Annotated in this window: 14 protein-coding genes; 5 read left to right on the forward strand and 9 right to left on the reverse strand. The window is 39.0% G+C overall.

The window, feature by feature from the left end:
- Nucleotides 1-194: 4Fe-4S dicluster domain-containing protein (locus RMB03_RS03915; RefSeq protein ID WP_311074042.1), on the forward strand; the 194-nt coding region annotated here is incomplete at its 5' end.
- Nucleotides 195-366: 172 nt separating this feature from the next.
- A complete protein-coding gene (locus tag RMB03_RS03920; RefSeq protein WP_311074045.1) occupies nt 367-1,584 on the forward strand; it encodes a CaiB/BaiF CoA-transferase family protein in 1,218 nt (405 codons plus the stop codon).
- A gap of 50 nt (nt 1,585-1,634) precedes the next feature.
- On the opposite strand, the gene RMB03_RS03925 is transcribed toward RMB03_RS03920, so the two are convergent.
- The 3 genes from RMB03_RS03925 to RMB03_RS03935 form a co-directional block, all read right to left on the reverse strand.
- A complete protein-coding gene (locus RMB03_RS03925; protein ID WP_127492777.1) occupies nt 1,635-2,567 on the reverse strand; it encodes an electron transfer flavoprotein subunit alpha/FixB family protein in 933 nt (310 codons plus the stop codon).
- 17 nt (nt 2,568-2,584) lie between these two features.
- Nucleotides 2,585-3,334 carry an electron transfer flavoprotein subunit beta/FixA family protein gene (locus tag RMB03_RS03930; protein ID WP_003650176.1) on the reverse strand — a complete coding sequence of 250 codons (750 nt, stop codon included), beginning with the start codon at nt 3,332-3,334 and terminating at the stop codon, nt 2,585-2,587.
- Nucleotides 3,335-3,405: 71 nt separating this feature from the next.
- Nucleotides 3,406-4,716, reverse strand: coding sequence for an MFS transporter (locus RMB03_RS03935; RefSeq protein ID WP_311074048.1), 1,311 nt, complete (start codon nt 4,714-4,716; stop codon nt 3,406-3,408).
- Between the two features lie 274 nt (nt 4,717-4,990).
- Between RMB03_RS03935 and RMB03_RS03940 the strand changes: the two genes are divergently transcribed.
- Together RMB03_RS03940 and RMB03_RS03945 are read left to right on the forward strand one after the other, a co-directional pair.
- Nucleotides 4,991-5,761 carry an enoyl-CoA hydratase/isomerase family protein gene (locus RMB03_RS03940; RefSeq protein WP_045431398.1) on the forward strand — a complete coding sequence of 257 codons (771 nt, stop codon included), beginning with the start codon at nt 4,991-4,993 and terminating at the stop codon, nt 5,759-5,761.
- A 404-nt stretch (nt 5,762-6,165) separates the two neighbouring features.
- On the forward strand, nt 6,166-6,642 hold the full coding sequence (locus tag RMB03_RS03945) for a MarR family transcriptional regulator (protein WP_311074052.1): 477 nt from the start codon (nt 6,166-6,168) through the stop codon (nt 6,640-6,642).
- Nucleotides 6,643-6,882: 240 nt separating this feature from the next.
- On the opposite strand, the gene RMB03_RS03950 is transcribed toward RMB03_RS03945, so the two are convergent.
- The 6 genes from RMB03_RS03950 to RMB03_RS03975 are packed head-to-tail and all read right to left on the reverse strand — an operon-like array spanning nt 6,883 to nt 14,052.
- On the reverse strand, nt 6,883-7,500 hold the full coding sequence (locus RMB03_RS03950) for an NIPSNAP family protein (protein ID WP_311074054.1): 618 nt from the start codon (nt 7,498-7,500) through the stop codon (nt 6,883-6,885).
- Nucleotides 7,497-9,233 carry an FAD-dependent oxidoreductase gene (locus RMB03_RS03955; RefSeq protein WP_311074056.1) on the reverse strand — a complete coding sequence of 579 codons (1,737 nt, stop codon included), beginning with the start codon at nt 9,231-9,233 and terminating at the stop codon, nt 7,497-7,499. Before RMB03_RS03955 ends, RMB03_RS03950 begins: the two co-directional genes overlap by 4 nt.
- 12 nt (nt 9,234-9,245) lie before the next feature.
- The gene (locus RMB03_RS03960; protein ID WP_311074058.1) at nt 9,246-11,021 is read right to left on the reverse strand and encodes an FAD-dependent oxidoreductase; all 1,776 of its coding nucleotides are present in this window, start codon (nt 11,019-11,021) and stop codon (nt 9,246-9,248) included.
- Nucleotides 11,022-11,026: 5 nt separating this feature from the next.
- On the reverse strand, nt 11,027-11,854 hold the full coding sequence (locus RMB03_RS03965; protein WP_311074060.1) for a TIM barrel protein: 828 nt from the start codon (nt 11,852-11,854) through the stop codon (nt 11,027-11,029).
- Nucleotides 11,844-12,659 carry a shikimate dehydrogenase gene (locus RMB03_RS03970; RefSeq protein ID WP_311074062.1) on the reverse strand — a complete coding sequence of 272 codons (816 nt, stop codon included), beginning with the start codon at nt 12,657-12,659 and terminating at the stop codon, nt 11,844-11,846. Before RMB03_RS03970 ends, RMB03_RS03965 begins: the two co-directional genes overlap by 11 nt.
- A gap of 37 nt (nt 12,660-12,696) precedes the next feature.
- Nucleotides 12,697-14,052, reverse strand: coding sequence for an MFS transporter (locus RMB03_RS03975; protein ID WP_311074064.1), 1,356 nt, complete (start codon nt 14,050-14,052; stop codon nt 12,697-12,699).
- Nucleotides 14,053-14,262: 210 nt separating this feature from the next.
- On the opposite strand from RMB03_RS03975, the gene RMB03_RS03980 reads away from it, so the two are divergent.
- Entirely contained in the window at nt 14,263-15,033 is a 771-nt protein-coding gene (locus RMB03_RS03980; protein ID WP_151302487.1) for an IclR family transcriptional regulator, read from the forward strand.
- Nucleotides 15,034-15,037: the final 4 nt, after the last annotated feature.

Genomic DNA, 15,037 nt, shown 5'->3' on the forward strand with positions numbered 1-15,037 from the left:
GGGATGAGCCTGCACAGCGCTACTGCCCAGCTGGTGTTTACGAAATCATGGAAGAGAATGATGGCTCTAAACGCTTCCAGATTAACGCAGCAAACTGTGTTCACTGTAAGACCTGTGATATTAAAGACCCATCTCAAAACATCACATGGGTAACGCCAGAAGGTGGTGGTGGTCCAAACTATCCAAACATGTAATAGAACAACCACCTTCTCTGCAAAAGCATAGCTTTTGCACTTGCGGCAGGACAAAGCGCTGCTTTGTTCTTCCTGCCTCAGGTGGTGGTCCGAACTACCCTAATATGTAATCTCTGACGACATAACAGAGTTTCAATTTGCTAATAAAACAAGATATGAAAAGGATAATCTAATGGGCGCATTAACAGGATATAAAGTATTAGATTTAAGTCGTATATTAGCCGGACCTTGGTGCAGTCAAATCTTGGCAGACCTTGGCGCAGAGGTAATAAAAGTTGAACGTCCTTATTGTGGAGATGATACTCGACAGTGGGGACCACCTTGGTTAAAAGATAATAAAAAGCAAGATACCCAAGAGGCTGCTTATTATCTATCAGCAAACCGAAATAAATTTTCAGTTGGTATTGATATTTCAACCATTGAAGGTCAAGCTCTGATTAAAAAAATGGTTTTAGATACAGATGTTTTAATTGAAAATTATAAAACAGGCACCCTTAAGCGCTATGGACTAGACTATGAGAGCTTATCTAAAATCAACCCTGGTTTAGTATACTGTTCTATTACAGGTTTTGGGCAAACAGGCCCCCGCTCTAAAGAACCTGGGTATGATTTTATCATTCAAGGTATGGGAGGAATGATGAGTGTTACAGGAGAGCGTGATGATTTATCAGGAGGAGGCCCGCAAAAAGCCGGCATTGCACTTGCTGATTTAACAACTGGTTTATATTCCAATATTGCCATCCAAGCTGCTCTTCTTTCACGTCATAAAACGGGCGAAGGCCAATATATTGATATGGCACTACTAGACACTCAAATTGCTTGCATGTCCCAGCTTGGAATGAACTATCTAGTATCAGAAAAAATCCCTGGTCGTTATGGAAACGCTCATGCAAATATTGTGCCCTATCAGGTTTTCAAAGCTCTTCAAGGTGAATTCATTATTGCTTGTGGTAATGACAATCAATTTATTTCATTGTGCCAAAGTATTGGCTTAGCTGAATTAATACATAATCCTAAATTTTCAACCAATGCCCAACGTGTAATTCATAGAGATGCATTAATACAGGTCTTACAGTCACACTTTTTAAAGGATATTGCCGAGAATTGGGTTACTAAAATTCATGCTGTTCAAGTGCCTGTTGGTATGATTAATAATATTGAACAAGCTCTCTCAGAACCGCAGGCAATTGCACGTAATATGATAGTTAAAGTCCCCCATCCCTTACAAAACAACTATCAAATGATCGGCTCACCTATTAAACTTTCAAAAACACCAGTTGAATATAAAAAAACTCCCCCTCTCTTAGCGGAAGATAGTGATTTAATTCTGCAACGTTATCTTGATGATGAGGAATTCACTGTTTTGAAGAATAAAAGAATTGTTCAATAATAAAAAACCCTTAGTAAAAACTAAGGGTTTTTGACTTTAACCAGTAAAGATTAAAGTTTAGATACCAACTCTGGTACCACAGTGTTCAAATCACCAACTAACCAGTAGTCAGCAACACCGTTGATTGGCGCTTCTTCGTCTTTGTTGATTGCAACAATAACTTTAGAATCTTTCATACCAGCCAAATGCTGGATCGCACCAGAAATACCTACAGCAACATAAAGGTCAGGTGCAACGATCTTACCAGTTTGACCAACCTGGAAGTCGTTAGGTACGAAGCCTGCATCAACTGCCGCACGTGAAGCACCTTGCGCTGCACCAAGCTTGTCAGCTAATGGATCAAGTACTTTATGGTAGTTCTCACCAGAACCTACACCACGACCACCAGAAACAACAATTCGAGCAGCTGTCAATTCAGGACGGTCAAGTTTCACGATTTCTTCAGATACAAAATTAGAAATACCTGCATCTTTCGCTTCACTTACTGCTTCAACGGTAGCAGAACCACCTTCAGCAGCTACTGGATCAAATGCTGTACCACGAACTGTACCAACAATGATTGCTTCGTCAGATTGAACAGTCGCAATCGCATTACCTGCATAGATCGGACGCTTGAATGTATTCGCAGATTCAACAGAAATAATATCTGTGATCATGCTTACATCAAGAAGAGCTGCAACACGTGGAAGAATGTTCTTACCAGTCGTTGTAGAGGCAGCTAATACGTATTTGTAACCTTTAGCCAAATCAGCAACTAAAGCAGCTACGTTTTCAGCTAACTGGTTTGCATAAGCTGCGTTGTCAGCAAGTAAAACCTTGCTTACACCAGCAACTTTAGCAGCAGCATCAGCAACTGCCTGAGCACCAGAACCAGCAACTAATACAGTAATATCACCACCGATTTTTTGTGCTGCAGCAACAACGTTTAAAGTAGCACCGTTAAGTACTTGGTTGTTGTGGTCAGCGATAACTAAAATACTCATGATTTTATCCTTCCGTATTAGATCACTTTCGCTTCATTTTTCAATTTTTCAACAAGCTCATCTACAGATTTCACTTGTACGCCAGCTTTACGTTCTGCTGGAGCTTCAACTTTAACAGTTTTAAGCTTAGTACCAGCTGTAACGCCATAATCAGCAGGAGATTTAGTATCAAGTGGCTTCTTACGAGCTTTCATGATGTTAGGCAATGCTGCATAACGTGGCTCATTCAAACGCAAGTCAGTTGTAATGATTGCTGGAAGTGCCAGTTCAACAGTTTGTAAACCACCGTCAACTTCACGAGTTACTTGTACTTTGCCGCCATCAACTTTCACTTCAGAAGCGAATGTACCTTGGCCCGCACCTAATAATGCGCCAAGCATTTGACCTACTTGGTTAGAGTCATCATCAATTGCTTGTTTACCAAGAAGGATAAGTTCTGGTTTTTCAGCATCAACAACACCTTTTAAAATTTTAGCAACTTCTAAAGCGCCAATTTCATCAGTAGTTTCAACCAAAATACCGCGGTCTGCACCCAAAGCCATTGCAGAACGGATTTGTTCTTGAGCTTCTTTAGGACCAACAGAAACAACAACGATTTCTGATACTGTTCCTTTTTCTTTTAAGCGAACCGCTTCTTCCACTGCGATTTCACAAAATGGGTTAATTGACATTTTAACGTTAGTAAGGTCAACCCCACTATTGTCCGGCTTAACACGAACTTTGACGTTGGCATCAACCACGCGTTTTACAGCAACAAGAGCCTTCATGTAATTCCTCGAATAAAGATAAAAAATGGTCTATTACTGCATACTGAAGTAATAGACCATGCCAAAGTAAATTATGTTGAAAATGAGCGATTATGATTAATGAATGATAAAGCAATTGCACCAATTAAACCTGCTGCTGCAATCACCATGAAATTTTGTTCAATCGGTAAATTCAGGGCCATAATCATTCCTATCAGTAATGGCGCACCTATCGCTCCTAAACGTCCTACACCCGATGCCAAACCAATGCCGGTTGAACGAATCTCAGCAGGATAAAACTGACCGCAATAAGAATAAGCAACAATTTGAGCACCAGTAGAGCAAGCTCCAACTACTGCAATCGTGATATACAACATATGTATTGGCATTGGCAGAGTCATTAAGTACAAAAATACACTTCCCAAACTGTACATAAACACCAATACCCACTTGATATGCATACGGTCAGCCAGCCAACCTCCACCTACGGCACCAATGATGCCACCAATATTTAGAGCAACCACGAAGCTTAATGCTGAACCAAGCGTATAGCCCGACATAGCCATTAATTTAGTCAACCATGTACTTAATGAATAGACCATAAACAGTCCAGTGAAGAACGCCACCCAAAACATAACTGTGCTAAAACCACGACCATTAGCAAATAATTGTGTAACAGGAATATGATCAGAGCTAGTATCTTTCATACTGAGTAACTCTGTTTCATTATTTATCTGAATATTTGGTTCAATAAGCCGAACAATCTCTTTTAGTTCTAGATCTTTTTTATTCTTACTTAGATATGCCAATGATTCTGGCATTGATTTCATAATAAAAGGAATGAGTAATACAGGGATACCCGCCGCAAAAAACACAACCTGCCAACCAAATTCCACAATAAATTGTTTACCCAGCAAAGCTGCCAAGATCCCCCCTATAGCATAGCCAGAAAACATCAAGGCAGTCATGAAATTACGTATTTTTTTCGGGGCATACTCAGTCATTTGTGCTACAACATTAGGCATAACACCACCGATACCTAAGCCTGCAATAAAACGCATAATACTAAAACTAATAGGATCATTCGTCATTCCAGCTACTGCTGTGAAGACACTAAATAGAAATACACAGATCGCGATAGTCAAACGCCGGCCAATTTTATCGGATATAGCTCCTAAAAAAATGGCACCAACCATCATACCGAATAATGCAGAACTAGCCATAAAACCTGCAGTCGAAGCACTGACCCCCATCTTTTCCATAATTGAAGGGATAGCTATACCAGCAACAGCTATGTCATAGCCATCAATAATAATAACAATGAAACACCAAAGTAATACCTTGGCATGAAACTTATTAAACTTTGCATCACTAGCAATTTTGTGTACATCAATGTACTGCATGATCATCTCCTTGATATGCATGACTCTTTATTATCTGCAATTTTATTAATTACATTTTTGCCCATACTTGTTGATTGAAGAATTCACACTCCATTTCAAATAAGAGTAATGAGAGTGATATTTTGTGTCAATATGTTGATATATTTTTATTTAAAATAATTTTAAATATTTGTTTTTGTTGGATATAAAAATTTCAAATAAACAAATAATGCAAATATATTGACATAATTAAATATTTCAATATGCTTTTTAGTGTCAAAAAGGAGTTTAAAAAATGAATGCAACGCTAATTTATCAGAATGATATCGCTATAATTACTCTTTGTCGGCCAGAAGCAAGAAATGCTCTAAACAAGGAAATGATTCAAAATATTGATGACTTACTTAACAAAGTTAATCAGGCCCATCCTCGTGCTCTCATTTTTACTGGCCAAGGTGAAAAAGCTTTTTGTGCTGGAGCAGATATTACAGAACTACAAAATAAAACGCCTACTGAATATCTTGAGCTTTCACGTAAAGGGCAAAATGTTTTCAATAAAATTAGCAACCTACCATTTCCTACAATAGCCGTAATTAAAGGTACTGCTTTAGGCGGAGGTTTAGAATTAGCTATGGCTTGTACTTTTCGTATCTGCCGCCTTGATTCTAAATTTGGTTTACCTGAAATTAAATTAGGATTACTTCCTGGTTATGGCGGTACACAACGCTTACCTCGTATCGTAGGCCATGCCAAAGCGTTAGAATTGATTTTAAGTGGAAGAATTTTCGATGCAATAGAGGCAAAAGAAATTGGTCTGATTACACAAATTACTGCTAATGAAAATTCTACTCAAGCAGGTTTGGATTTCTTATCAAATTTTGGAGAGAAATTTCCTGCATCCACAGCATTTATCATAAAGGCTGTTCAATCGGCATTAGATTTGAATATTACTGATGGTTTAGCGCTCGAAAGTGAAATGTTTCTTGCCAGTACCCAAACTAAAGATGCAGCTGAAGGTATACAAGCGTTTATTGAAAAGCGTAAAGCACAATTTACAAATCAATGATATTTAAACGGTGAAAAATTAACTCATAAGGATATTAATGTTCAGAATGGTGTTTGTCGTGCTATAGCAGATATTTAATACTTTGTTTGGTATCTGTAGTCCGAAGCTAAGAATGATAAAAAAGGATAATTACTTGAGTTGGTTTAAATGAGTACATACATATGTCGGTTGATAGAAATTTACTTCCTTGTTTGTGACTTTAGAGCTAATACTACGAAACCAACTTGAAATGTTGCTGACATATAGCTGGTTTGATAATTTCCGATAAAAACTATCAAATCAGACTATTTAAATCGATACCAATATTACATAAATCATCAATATTCCATTTTTTATTTTCAATAAATGCATCTACTTATAAGTATATAATATAGATAAATCCTCAATACTTAGCAGTTTAGATTATGACCCAAAAAGATCAACAAAGTTATGATCAATCTCTTTATCCAATCCACAACAGATTATTCTTCAGATTGTTTCAACTTGGAAACTCATTAGATCGTCAATGTGTAAATGAACTAGGAATCTCATCGGTACATTGGGCAGTTTTAGGTGCATTATCAAGGCCACAAACTAATTCAGTTATGTCATTTACTGAATTAACTGAATATCTAGATGTAAGTAGACAAAATTTAGATGGTGTTTTGAAGCGACTCGAGCGTGAAGGATATGTAATACGTCAAATTGACACAACAGATCGTCGTGCAAAAAATATCATGCTGACCAAAGAAGGAATTGCTCGATGGGAACAATTGCAAGAAAATATTTATAATTTTTATAAGCAGGCTCTACATGGCTTTACACTTGACGATATGATTACATTTACTCATTTAGCAAATAAATTAACAAATGGCCTGAATGATATTAAAATAAAGGGTTAAGCTAGAGTGCTCTATTAACATTAACTAATAAATTAGGAAATATTGTTTTTCCTAATTGTACAATGTGGGGAATTTATTAGGAATTGTTGTCATAGTTGTACAAGAGAATTTAACACACAATTAGTTAGAATATTTTTAGTTTAATTTTTTTAAAAAGTAATGTGCATTTATCTATTACCTCTTTTTTAGAACTAGCCCACTAATTTAGCAGGCTAGTTTTTAATACATCATTACCAAATTTTATTTCAGTGGCGATACTGAAGTTGGTAATGCAATCATTGACTTCATTTCATGAGTTAACCACTGTGGACCACCTTTTGGTGGCCAAATACCATCTGCCACTGATTTGGCACGGACCTCCGAACGCTCATTCAATGACGCATATGGCCAAATACTTACAATACGAGGTGTGCCATCAAGAGCATACATCGCTATTGTTAATTTTGAGTATTGAGTCCGAGTTGGCACTGCATTTTTCCATGCCTCAAGAACATGGGGAACACCACCATGTTTCAACTCATAAGTGCGGATTTCATAGACAGGACCAAATTCACCCACCTCAACTTCTGGTAAGAAGTCAAAACCAGCAAAATTTTCTACTGAATATCTAATAATATTTTCAGATGCACCAAACAAGTTTTCTTGTGCTGCTAAACGCGCATTTTCATCATCTAATTCTTGTTGTGAAGCATAGCTGCGTAATACAACAACTTGGTTGAGCTCGCCTATATCAGAGAAAAATACTCCAAGTAACTTACCCTTAGCTGTCTCATCTTGGTAAAAACTTTGAATACCTGCTGCAACAGTTGCAGTTGTACCCATTTTGATAGTGATGTTAATCAGTTGATAAAGCTTCATGCTGTTCTCCGTGGTTGTGTCATTTGTGTAGGTTGTTCAGTCACTTGTTTATTTAGTTTTCCTGCGGCAAATTGAGCAATTCGCCAAGCAAATACCATCCCTGGCCCTAGTGTTGTTCCTGGGCCTGGATATGTTCCTTTAAAAATTGAAGATAGGTCATTACCACAGGCAAATAGTCCAGTAATCACCTGATTATTCTGATCAAGCACTCGACCATAAATGTCGCCAGCTAATCCACCACTACTCGCACAGTCCATTGGAATGACAGGTAAAGCGTAAAAGGGACCTTGCTCAAGTTTGCCCAAGCATGGATTAGGTTTGACTTCAGGATCTCCGTTAAAGCGATTCATCACACCACTGCCTTTACCAAAGTCTGTGTCTACACCCTGTTCAACGAGGTGATTAAAACGTTGAACTGTATTCACCAATCCTTGAGCGTTAATCCCAACCTTTTGGGCAAGCTCTTCTAGTGAATTTGCAGAGAATAAATATTTTGCTTTGAGGTAGTAATCGAGTTTTTTTGCACCTGGCAAAACAAAACCTAACCCATATTTTTGAATCGCAGTTTGGTCACAAATCAGGTAAGACTGAATTTTTGGTTTACCTTGATTTGTTTTAAGCTGAGCCATACAAAAGTCGTGGTACGAATCTGATTCATTAACAAAGCGTTTGCCATCATCATTGACAGCTATCACGCCTGGTTTGGCCCGGTCTAAAATAATGTGCGGCCAAATAGCTTTATAACCATTGGCATGAACATGAATTGAACATGGAAAATAAAGCACACTGCTATCCACAGAGGGATCAAGTTTTGCACCTTTTTCCATAGCTTTACTAAGCCCATCACCCGTGTTTGAGTAAGGTGACAGTGAGTCTGCAATTAAACCTTTAGGAAACAATTGTTGACGCAACTTTATATTCCACCCCACACCACCTGTGGCTAAAACTACACCTTTTCTGGCACGAACAACTTTTACGCCTTGTTCAGTTTCAATTTTGGCTCCTACCACTTTGCCGTTTTCGACTAATAATTCTTGCAGTGGTGCATTGAACCAAACAGGAATATGTTTTTGTTTAAGGTTATAAAATAAGCTACCTACCAAAGCATTACCCATAACAAGCCGTGTACCCCGATTAAAGCGTAGACGTGACAGAAAATAGGGCATCACAACTTTCAAGGTGGTCATAAAGTTCTGAAAGCTTTGTATAGGATTTAACAATGCATTTAATTCAGTACGATTGACCATCATGCCGCCTAAGCCCATAAATTCCGCTCGTGGAGGACGTACATATTTAAAGTCAGCACCTAAAACACTTGCATCAAACTCAGCAGGCGCAAGTGCACGACCACCAAATGCTTCTCCTGGTTGGTTTTTCACATAATCGGGATGTGCTAAACAAGCATTAAGCTTAACTGTAGTTTTCTCATCTAAATCCCGAACCATATCCGCACATGAAGCTAGAAATGCTTCACGAAGTTCTTCACCACAACGTTCACCAACGACAGATTTAAGAAAAATTCGAGCTTGCGCAATATCATCAGGAACACCTGCTTGAACACTCAAATGTGAGCCTGGTGCCCAAATGGTTCCACCTGATGTTGCTGAAGTCCCCCCTACTTGTGAAGCCTTTTCGCAAAGTAAGACATCTAATCCATTAAGCTTGGCAAAAAGTGCAGCAGACATGCCTGCTGCACCACCGCCAATAACCAATAAATCAACTTCTTTATCCATGTTCAATTCTCCTTAATCTTGCTTATGTGGCGTGAACGCTACTGTTTCAGTTCTAGCTTGTTCAGCAATTTTTTTTGCAGCAAGATAACCAAATGTCATGGCTGGACCTAAGGTAATTCCACCACTTGGATATTGACCACCCATGATGCTATTTAGATCATTTCCAGCCGCAAATAATCCATTAATCGGTTGCCCTGTTTTATTTAGAACTTGGGCATATTCATCTGTAACCAGTCCTGCAAATGTCCCTAAACTTCCTGGCACCACCTCAACTGCATAAAATGGTCCATTTTCAATCGGGGCAATACATGGGTTCGGATGATGATCGGCATCACCTTGCGCTTTTTGATAAGGTGTAGTGCCACGTTGAAACTCGGGATCTTGACCTAAATATGCATATTGGTTGTACTGCTCAACTGTTTTTAAAAACTGAACTGGATCTATACCGCATGCCACAGCCAGCTCTTGAATAGTGTTTCCTTGTTTTAAGTAACCGTTGTCTAGCCAAGGCTTTAGAGAAATTGGAAAAGGTTTAACAGCGCCTAAACCGTAACGGCGAATGAACTTATGATCGCAAATCAACCAGCAATGTGCTTGTTTGCCTTGCGGTGTGTGTTTGAATAGATCCTTAATAAATAATGGATAGGAATCACCTTCATTCGTGAACCGACAGCCATTTTTTAAAACAGCAATTAACCCTGGTTTACCTCGCTCAACCAAATGTGGAAAGCGACCTAAAGTTCCATCTAAACGTGGCATTAGTGAAACAGGTGCCCATGCGCCAGACCAAGGCAAGGTTTGGTCAACAGTTGCACCAATTGCTTCTGCTGCACTTAAGCCATCACCCATATTTGTTTCAGGAGCAGCTGAATGATGAGGAGTACCTTCACTCACATGTTTGAATAAAGCTTGTTTACGTTTTTCATCATGCGGAAAACCACCAGTCGCTAATACCACGCCATGTTTTGCTATTATCTTGACGATGCCAGCTGGTGTTTTAAATAATGCTCCAATCACTCGACCATTTTCTTCAACTAATTCAGTCATGGCATGATTTGCCAATAGTTTTACTTTGTAATCAAATGCAGATTTGAGTAAGCGAGCCACCAAAGCATTACCATTCACAATTTGAGTTGAGCGCTTAGTAAAAATTAGATCAAAAAAATGTCGTAATACTCGTTTGGTCGCATAGATAAAGGATGGAATTGCATTAAAAGTATTAATGAAATGCTTCATATCTGTGCCAGAAGCGATACCCATTCCCCAAAGCGTAGTTTCAGGAATTGGTGGACGTAGGATATTTAGTTTCTGACCAAGTAAACGGCCATCGTAAGGTGCAGCAACAACCGAACGCCATCCAACCCTAGCACCTTCAATATTGAAAAAGTCAGGTACTGCAGCACCAATATTAAATTTAACCTCAGTTTTGGTTTCGAAAAATTCCACCATTTTTGGTGCTAGAGTTAAATAAGTATGAATCTTTGTTTCATCATATTTTTCACCCAAAATATTTTTTAAATATAGCTTAGGTATCTCAATTGGTTCGGCTTGTCCTTCACGTTCAGCATGAGGTGTATTAGGAATCCATAACCATCCTCCCGATACAGCAGTAGTTCCACCAAATACGGATGCTTTCTCTGCGACAATAACCTTTAATCCTTCATATGCTGCGGTCACAGCGCTTGAAAGCCCACCTGCACCTGAGCCAATGACTAAAACATCACATTCGTAGCATTCACGAATTGGCATCGGAATCATCTGAAATGGTTGTTGGGTTTTTGCGTTCATACTTCTTACCCCGTAACAGTGCCCAATTGAGCGAGTGCAACGAGCTGCTTCATTGCTTGCAAATTAATTTCAGCGCGTTCGAGAGCAGGACGTTCAGCTAGTACTAAATTGGGGACTTCTGCAGCTAACATAATTTCTTTAGGCAAAGCACGAATTAACCCTACAAGATCAATTTCGCCTTGCCCTGGTACTAATCGATTAGAACGTGCAATCTTAATTAAGCCTTCATCACTGGGATCATATTCAGCGAAACCATCGCAAAGCTGAACATAGTTCAATTGCTTTGGATCAAGTGCTTTGATCTGCTCAAGTGTTGAATCTGATCGGTCAAAATGTAATGCATCAATTAAAATGGCAGCATTTTCTTGCCCTGATTGATTCACGATATATTCAGCCTGCGCCAAATTTTTCACATTGGTCCATGGCATGAACTCTAGGTCACAACTCAAGCCAAACTGTTTACTTAATTCACAAAATTGTGCGAAGTGATGTATTTGTCTTGACTGCTCAGGATCATTTCCTGCAACTAAAATATGCCTAGCACCGAGCTGCGCAGCGGTACTTAAAAACTGCAAATATTTATTTGGTTCAAAGTCATAAGTAATTCGTACAATTTCAACATCAGCAATACGAACCCCTGTGTCATCCAAAGCAGCCCTTGTTTCCTTAATTAGCTTGATATCATTTAAAATTGGATAATCTACTTCATTAGGTGCTGCTGGCAGCAGGCGTAAGCCCACTGCTGCATAACCACACTTTGCTGCAATTTTGACTGCTTCTACAGGAGTTACATCTGCAACTGTCAAAAAAGAAAGTGAATATTCACGCGACATCTTGTTGCTCCTGCTCTTTCTCAAGTAAATAAGCAATCATTAGGTCACGAACCTCAATAAACATGTCCGTTCCTTTGACTGCGTTACATCCCAAAGTCGACGCATGCTGAATAAATGGTGTGTTTTCAGGACTAGTCACCACATCTGCAACCGACATTTGTGCAGTTATTTTTTCTAATTGAAAAGCTGCAGAAGGATCACCATTCATTCCCATAGGTGTCGCATTGATCACAACGTCGAAACCTGTTGGATCATTGCTATGCGCGACTACTTTGCCTTTACCTAATTGCTGCAGCTGTTCAACTAATTGCTGTTGACGTGTTTGATCCACATCAAAAATTGCTAGTTCCGCTACATCAGCAAGAAGTAATTCATAAGCAATCGCTTTACCTGCTCCACCAGCTCCTGCCAAAATGGCACGTTTATCTTTTAACTCGATTAACTTATTTCGTATTGCTTGCACCATGCCTTTGCCATCAAGCATGTCTCCTTCCCATCCTTCTTTACAGCGGCGAATCGTATTTACCGCCCCAATAAACTGTGCGCGTGAAGTTAATTTTTGGCAGCAATTCAAAGCCGAAATTTTATGAGGTACCGTGACAATCAAGCCGTCACTATTATTTAAATACAAATTTTGCTGAACAAAATTTGGGAAATGTTCTGGTGCTACATCAGCAGGTATAACAATTGCATTTAGATCCTTTTTAAGCAGTTCCACCGTTACACCCTCAGGTGATTTGACCTGTATAATCGGATGTCCGACCACAAAATAAAGACGAGTTGATCCATTCAATTGAATATCCATTATTCAATCTCCTTAAAAATCTATGAGTTAGAAAATTTTAGATTTGAACTTTTTTAAGTTCGTGCTGACGTATCTTTGTTGGTGAATAAACCAGTTTCATAATGATTAATGCTGCTACCATACCGGCGGTTGGTAAGCAAAGCACAAGGAAAATTTTGCTCGTCGCCCATCCTAGGCTTAAAAAATATGCTCCGGCAAATGCGCTACCCACTGCTCCTAATCGGCCTATACCATGCATCCAACTGTTTCCTGTTGCACGAGCAAAAACTGGATAGAATGAACTTGAAACACTGTTGAGACCTGCATTCGCACCATTCATCCACATACCGATGAAGAAACACATCATGCTATACATTACAAAGTTATGACCCACCGCACCTAGAAAGAACATGAAGCCAATCGCTAAAAGATATGCAATCACTAATCCAAGGTGTGGATTAAACTTGTCCATCAAATAACCGCATGCGATACAACCTATTGGGCCACCTAACTGGTAAATCGCAGTGATAATTGAAGCTTCACTAATGCTGAAACCAAATTCATGGCTCATCATTGGTAACCAACTTCCAAGTAAATACACTACAAACAAACCAGATGCGTAGCTCCACCAGAGCAAAAAGCTGCCTAAGAAATAAAAAGGACTCAGGACTGCTTTTACTGGATTATCGACCGTATTGGTTTTTGCTTTAGGTAAAACAAAAACAGTGTTAGCCGTATCAAAATCTGGCGCCATTTTATGGATAATGGCATCAATCTCTGCTTTTGGATGTTGTTTAAGGACTTTATAACCAATAGATTCAGGTAGTTTAAATACGGCGATAACGGCTAGAATAAGTGGTAGGACTCCACCAATAATCATCATGGCATGCCAGTTAAAATGTGGAATCACCCAAGCAGCCAAAAAACCTCCAATAGCAGCACCAATTGTGAATCCACTTAGAATGATGGTAACCATACGGCCATTCATTCTCATGGGAGAGTAATCCGTTACCAATGTAACAGCTTGCGGCATTACTCCTCCCATAAATAAACCAGCAATAAAACGGAACATCATCAGTTCTGTCACATTGGAAGAAACTGCTGCACATAAAGTAAATACACCAAAACCAATTAAGTTAATAATGAGTAGTTTTTTACGTCCAAACTTGTCTGCCAAAGGGCCTGAAATCACTGCGCCTACAGCTAAACCAATTAAAGCAGCACTCATTACGGGTGCGAGATCAGTTGTAGTAATTCCCCATTGCTGCTTAATGACGGGAGCCACAAATCCCATGATTGATATGTCGATACCATCAACAACGACAATCATTAAACATAAAAAGATGACTAGTTTTTGTATTGGGGATATACGATTTTCATCAATAAACTCCCTTAAATTTACCTGTTGAGTCATACACTTACTCCATTAGTGTGTATCAGCAAATATGCGTTTTCCATCGCTTATTCAGTTTTGCTCCTAACTTATTCTCAAAAGCTGAATAATTAGGAAACTCCTTATCTGAATGATTCATCTGTACGGCATTTGAGATAGAATCTAAAACAACTATAATCTGTTTTTAATTTTTTTGGAACACTGTTCCAAAAAAATAATATTAGGATTTTTATGCTCAGCAATACCGATCGTTCTTTGCTCATCCTCGAAGCACTATTAAAAGAAGTGGACGGATGTGCACTCAGTCAGCTTTCTGTTGATCTTGATATCCCAAAGTCTGCAATGCATCGCATTCTGACTGCGATGAAAGACATGGGATATATCTATCAAGATGAAATCACTCAGCACTACAAGCTCACTCTTAAAATTGCCTCAATGGGTTTGAGTTTTCTGTCTTCGCGCTCGATTACCGAAACATTTCAACCCTATCTTGATGAATTGGCAGAAACTTCTTCTGAACTGGTTCGCCTCGGTTTAATCGAAGACGAAAAAATTATCTGGATTGGTAAAGCTCAAGGAGCCAAATCAGGTCTAAAATATGATCCTGACTCTGGCAACGTGGCCTATTTACCAGCTTCAGCTTGTGGTTTAGCGTATTTATCTACCCTTGATCAAAATGACTTTTCACGAATTGTGGAACGTGAAGGTTTCGATAAAGCCAAGAACTTTGGACCAAACTCACCAAAAGACCTTACAGAACTAGAGCAAATGATTAATGCTTCTAGAGAGCGAGGTTATGGTGTGATTAGTGACACCTATGAGCTAGGTATGTCTGCTATGGCTAAAATCATTCTCAACCCACAGACAGGTGAGCCTTTTGGCACAGTCAGTATTGCAGGGCCTTCTGTACGTTTAAGTCCTAAACGTATTGAAGAGTTAGCACCAGCACTCATGGCAACTTCTGAAAAAATTGCATCCATCATCAATTTGATCCATATCTAATTTT

The sequence above is a fragment of the Acinetobacter sp. V91_7 genome (assembly GCF_031799075.1).
GTDB lineage: Bacteria > Pseudomonadota > Gammaproteobacteria > Pseudomonadales > Moraxellaceae > Acinetobacter > Acinetobacter calcoaceticus.

Excerpts from the sequence above, each read along its gene's own strand:
- RMB03_RS03955 (WP_311074056.1), bottom strand. The coding sequence starts at position 9,233 with ATGGATAAAGAAGTTGATTTATTGGTTATTGGCGGTGGTGCAGCAGGC.
- RMB03_RS03940 (WP_045431398.1), top strand. The coding sequence starts at position 4,991 with ATGAATGCAACGCTAATTTATCAGAATGATATCGCTATAATTACTCTT.
- RMB03_RS03965 (WP_311074060.1), bottom strand. The coding sequence starts at position 11,854 with ATGTCGCGTGAATATTCACTTTCTTTTTTGACAGTTGCAGATGTAACT.
- RMB03_RS03980 (WP_151302487.1), top strand. The coding sequence starts at position 14,263 with ATGCTCAGCAATACCGATCGTTCTTTGCTCATCCTCGAAGCACTATTA.
- RMB03_RS03960 (WP_311074058.1), bottom strand. The coding sequence starts at position 11,021 with ATGAACGCAAAAACCCAACAACCATTTCAGATGATTCCGATGCCAATT.
- RMB03_RS03950 (WP_311074054.1), bottom strand. The coding sequence starts at position 7,500 with ATGAAGCTTTATCAACTGATTAACATCACTATCAAAATGGGTACAACT.
- RMB03_RS03945 (WP_311074052.1), top strand. The coding sequence starts at position 6,166 with ATGACCCAAAAAGATCAACAAAGTTATGATCAATCTCTTTATCCAATC.
- RMB03_RS03975 (WP_311074064.1), bottom strand. The coding sequence starts at position 14,052 with ATGACTCAACAGGTAAATTTAAGGGAGTTTATTGATGAAAATCGTATA.
- RMB03_RS03920 (WP_311074045.1), top strand. The coding sequence starts at position 367 with ATGGGCGCATTAACAGGATATAAAGTATTAGATTTAAGTCGTATATTA.
- RMB03_RS03935 (WP_311074048.1), bottom strand. The coding sequence starts at position 4,716 with ATGCAGTACATTGATGTACACAAAATTGCTAGTGATGCAAAGTTTAAT.
- RMB03_RS03930 (WP_003650176.1), bottom strand. The coding sequence starts at position 3,334 with ATGAAGGCTCTTGTTGCTGTAAAACGCGTGGTTGATGCCAACGTCAAA.
- RMB03_RS03925 (WP_127492777.1), bottom strand. The coding sequence starts at position 2,567 with ATGAGTATTTTAGTTATCGCTGACCACAACAACCAAGTACTTAACGGT.
- RMB03_RS03970 (WP_311074062.1), bottom strand. The coding sequence starts at position 12,659 with ATGGATATTCAATTGAATGGATCAACTCGTCTTTATTTTGTGGTCGGA.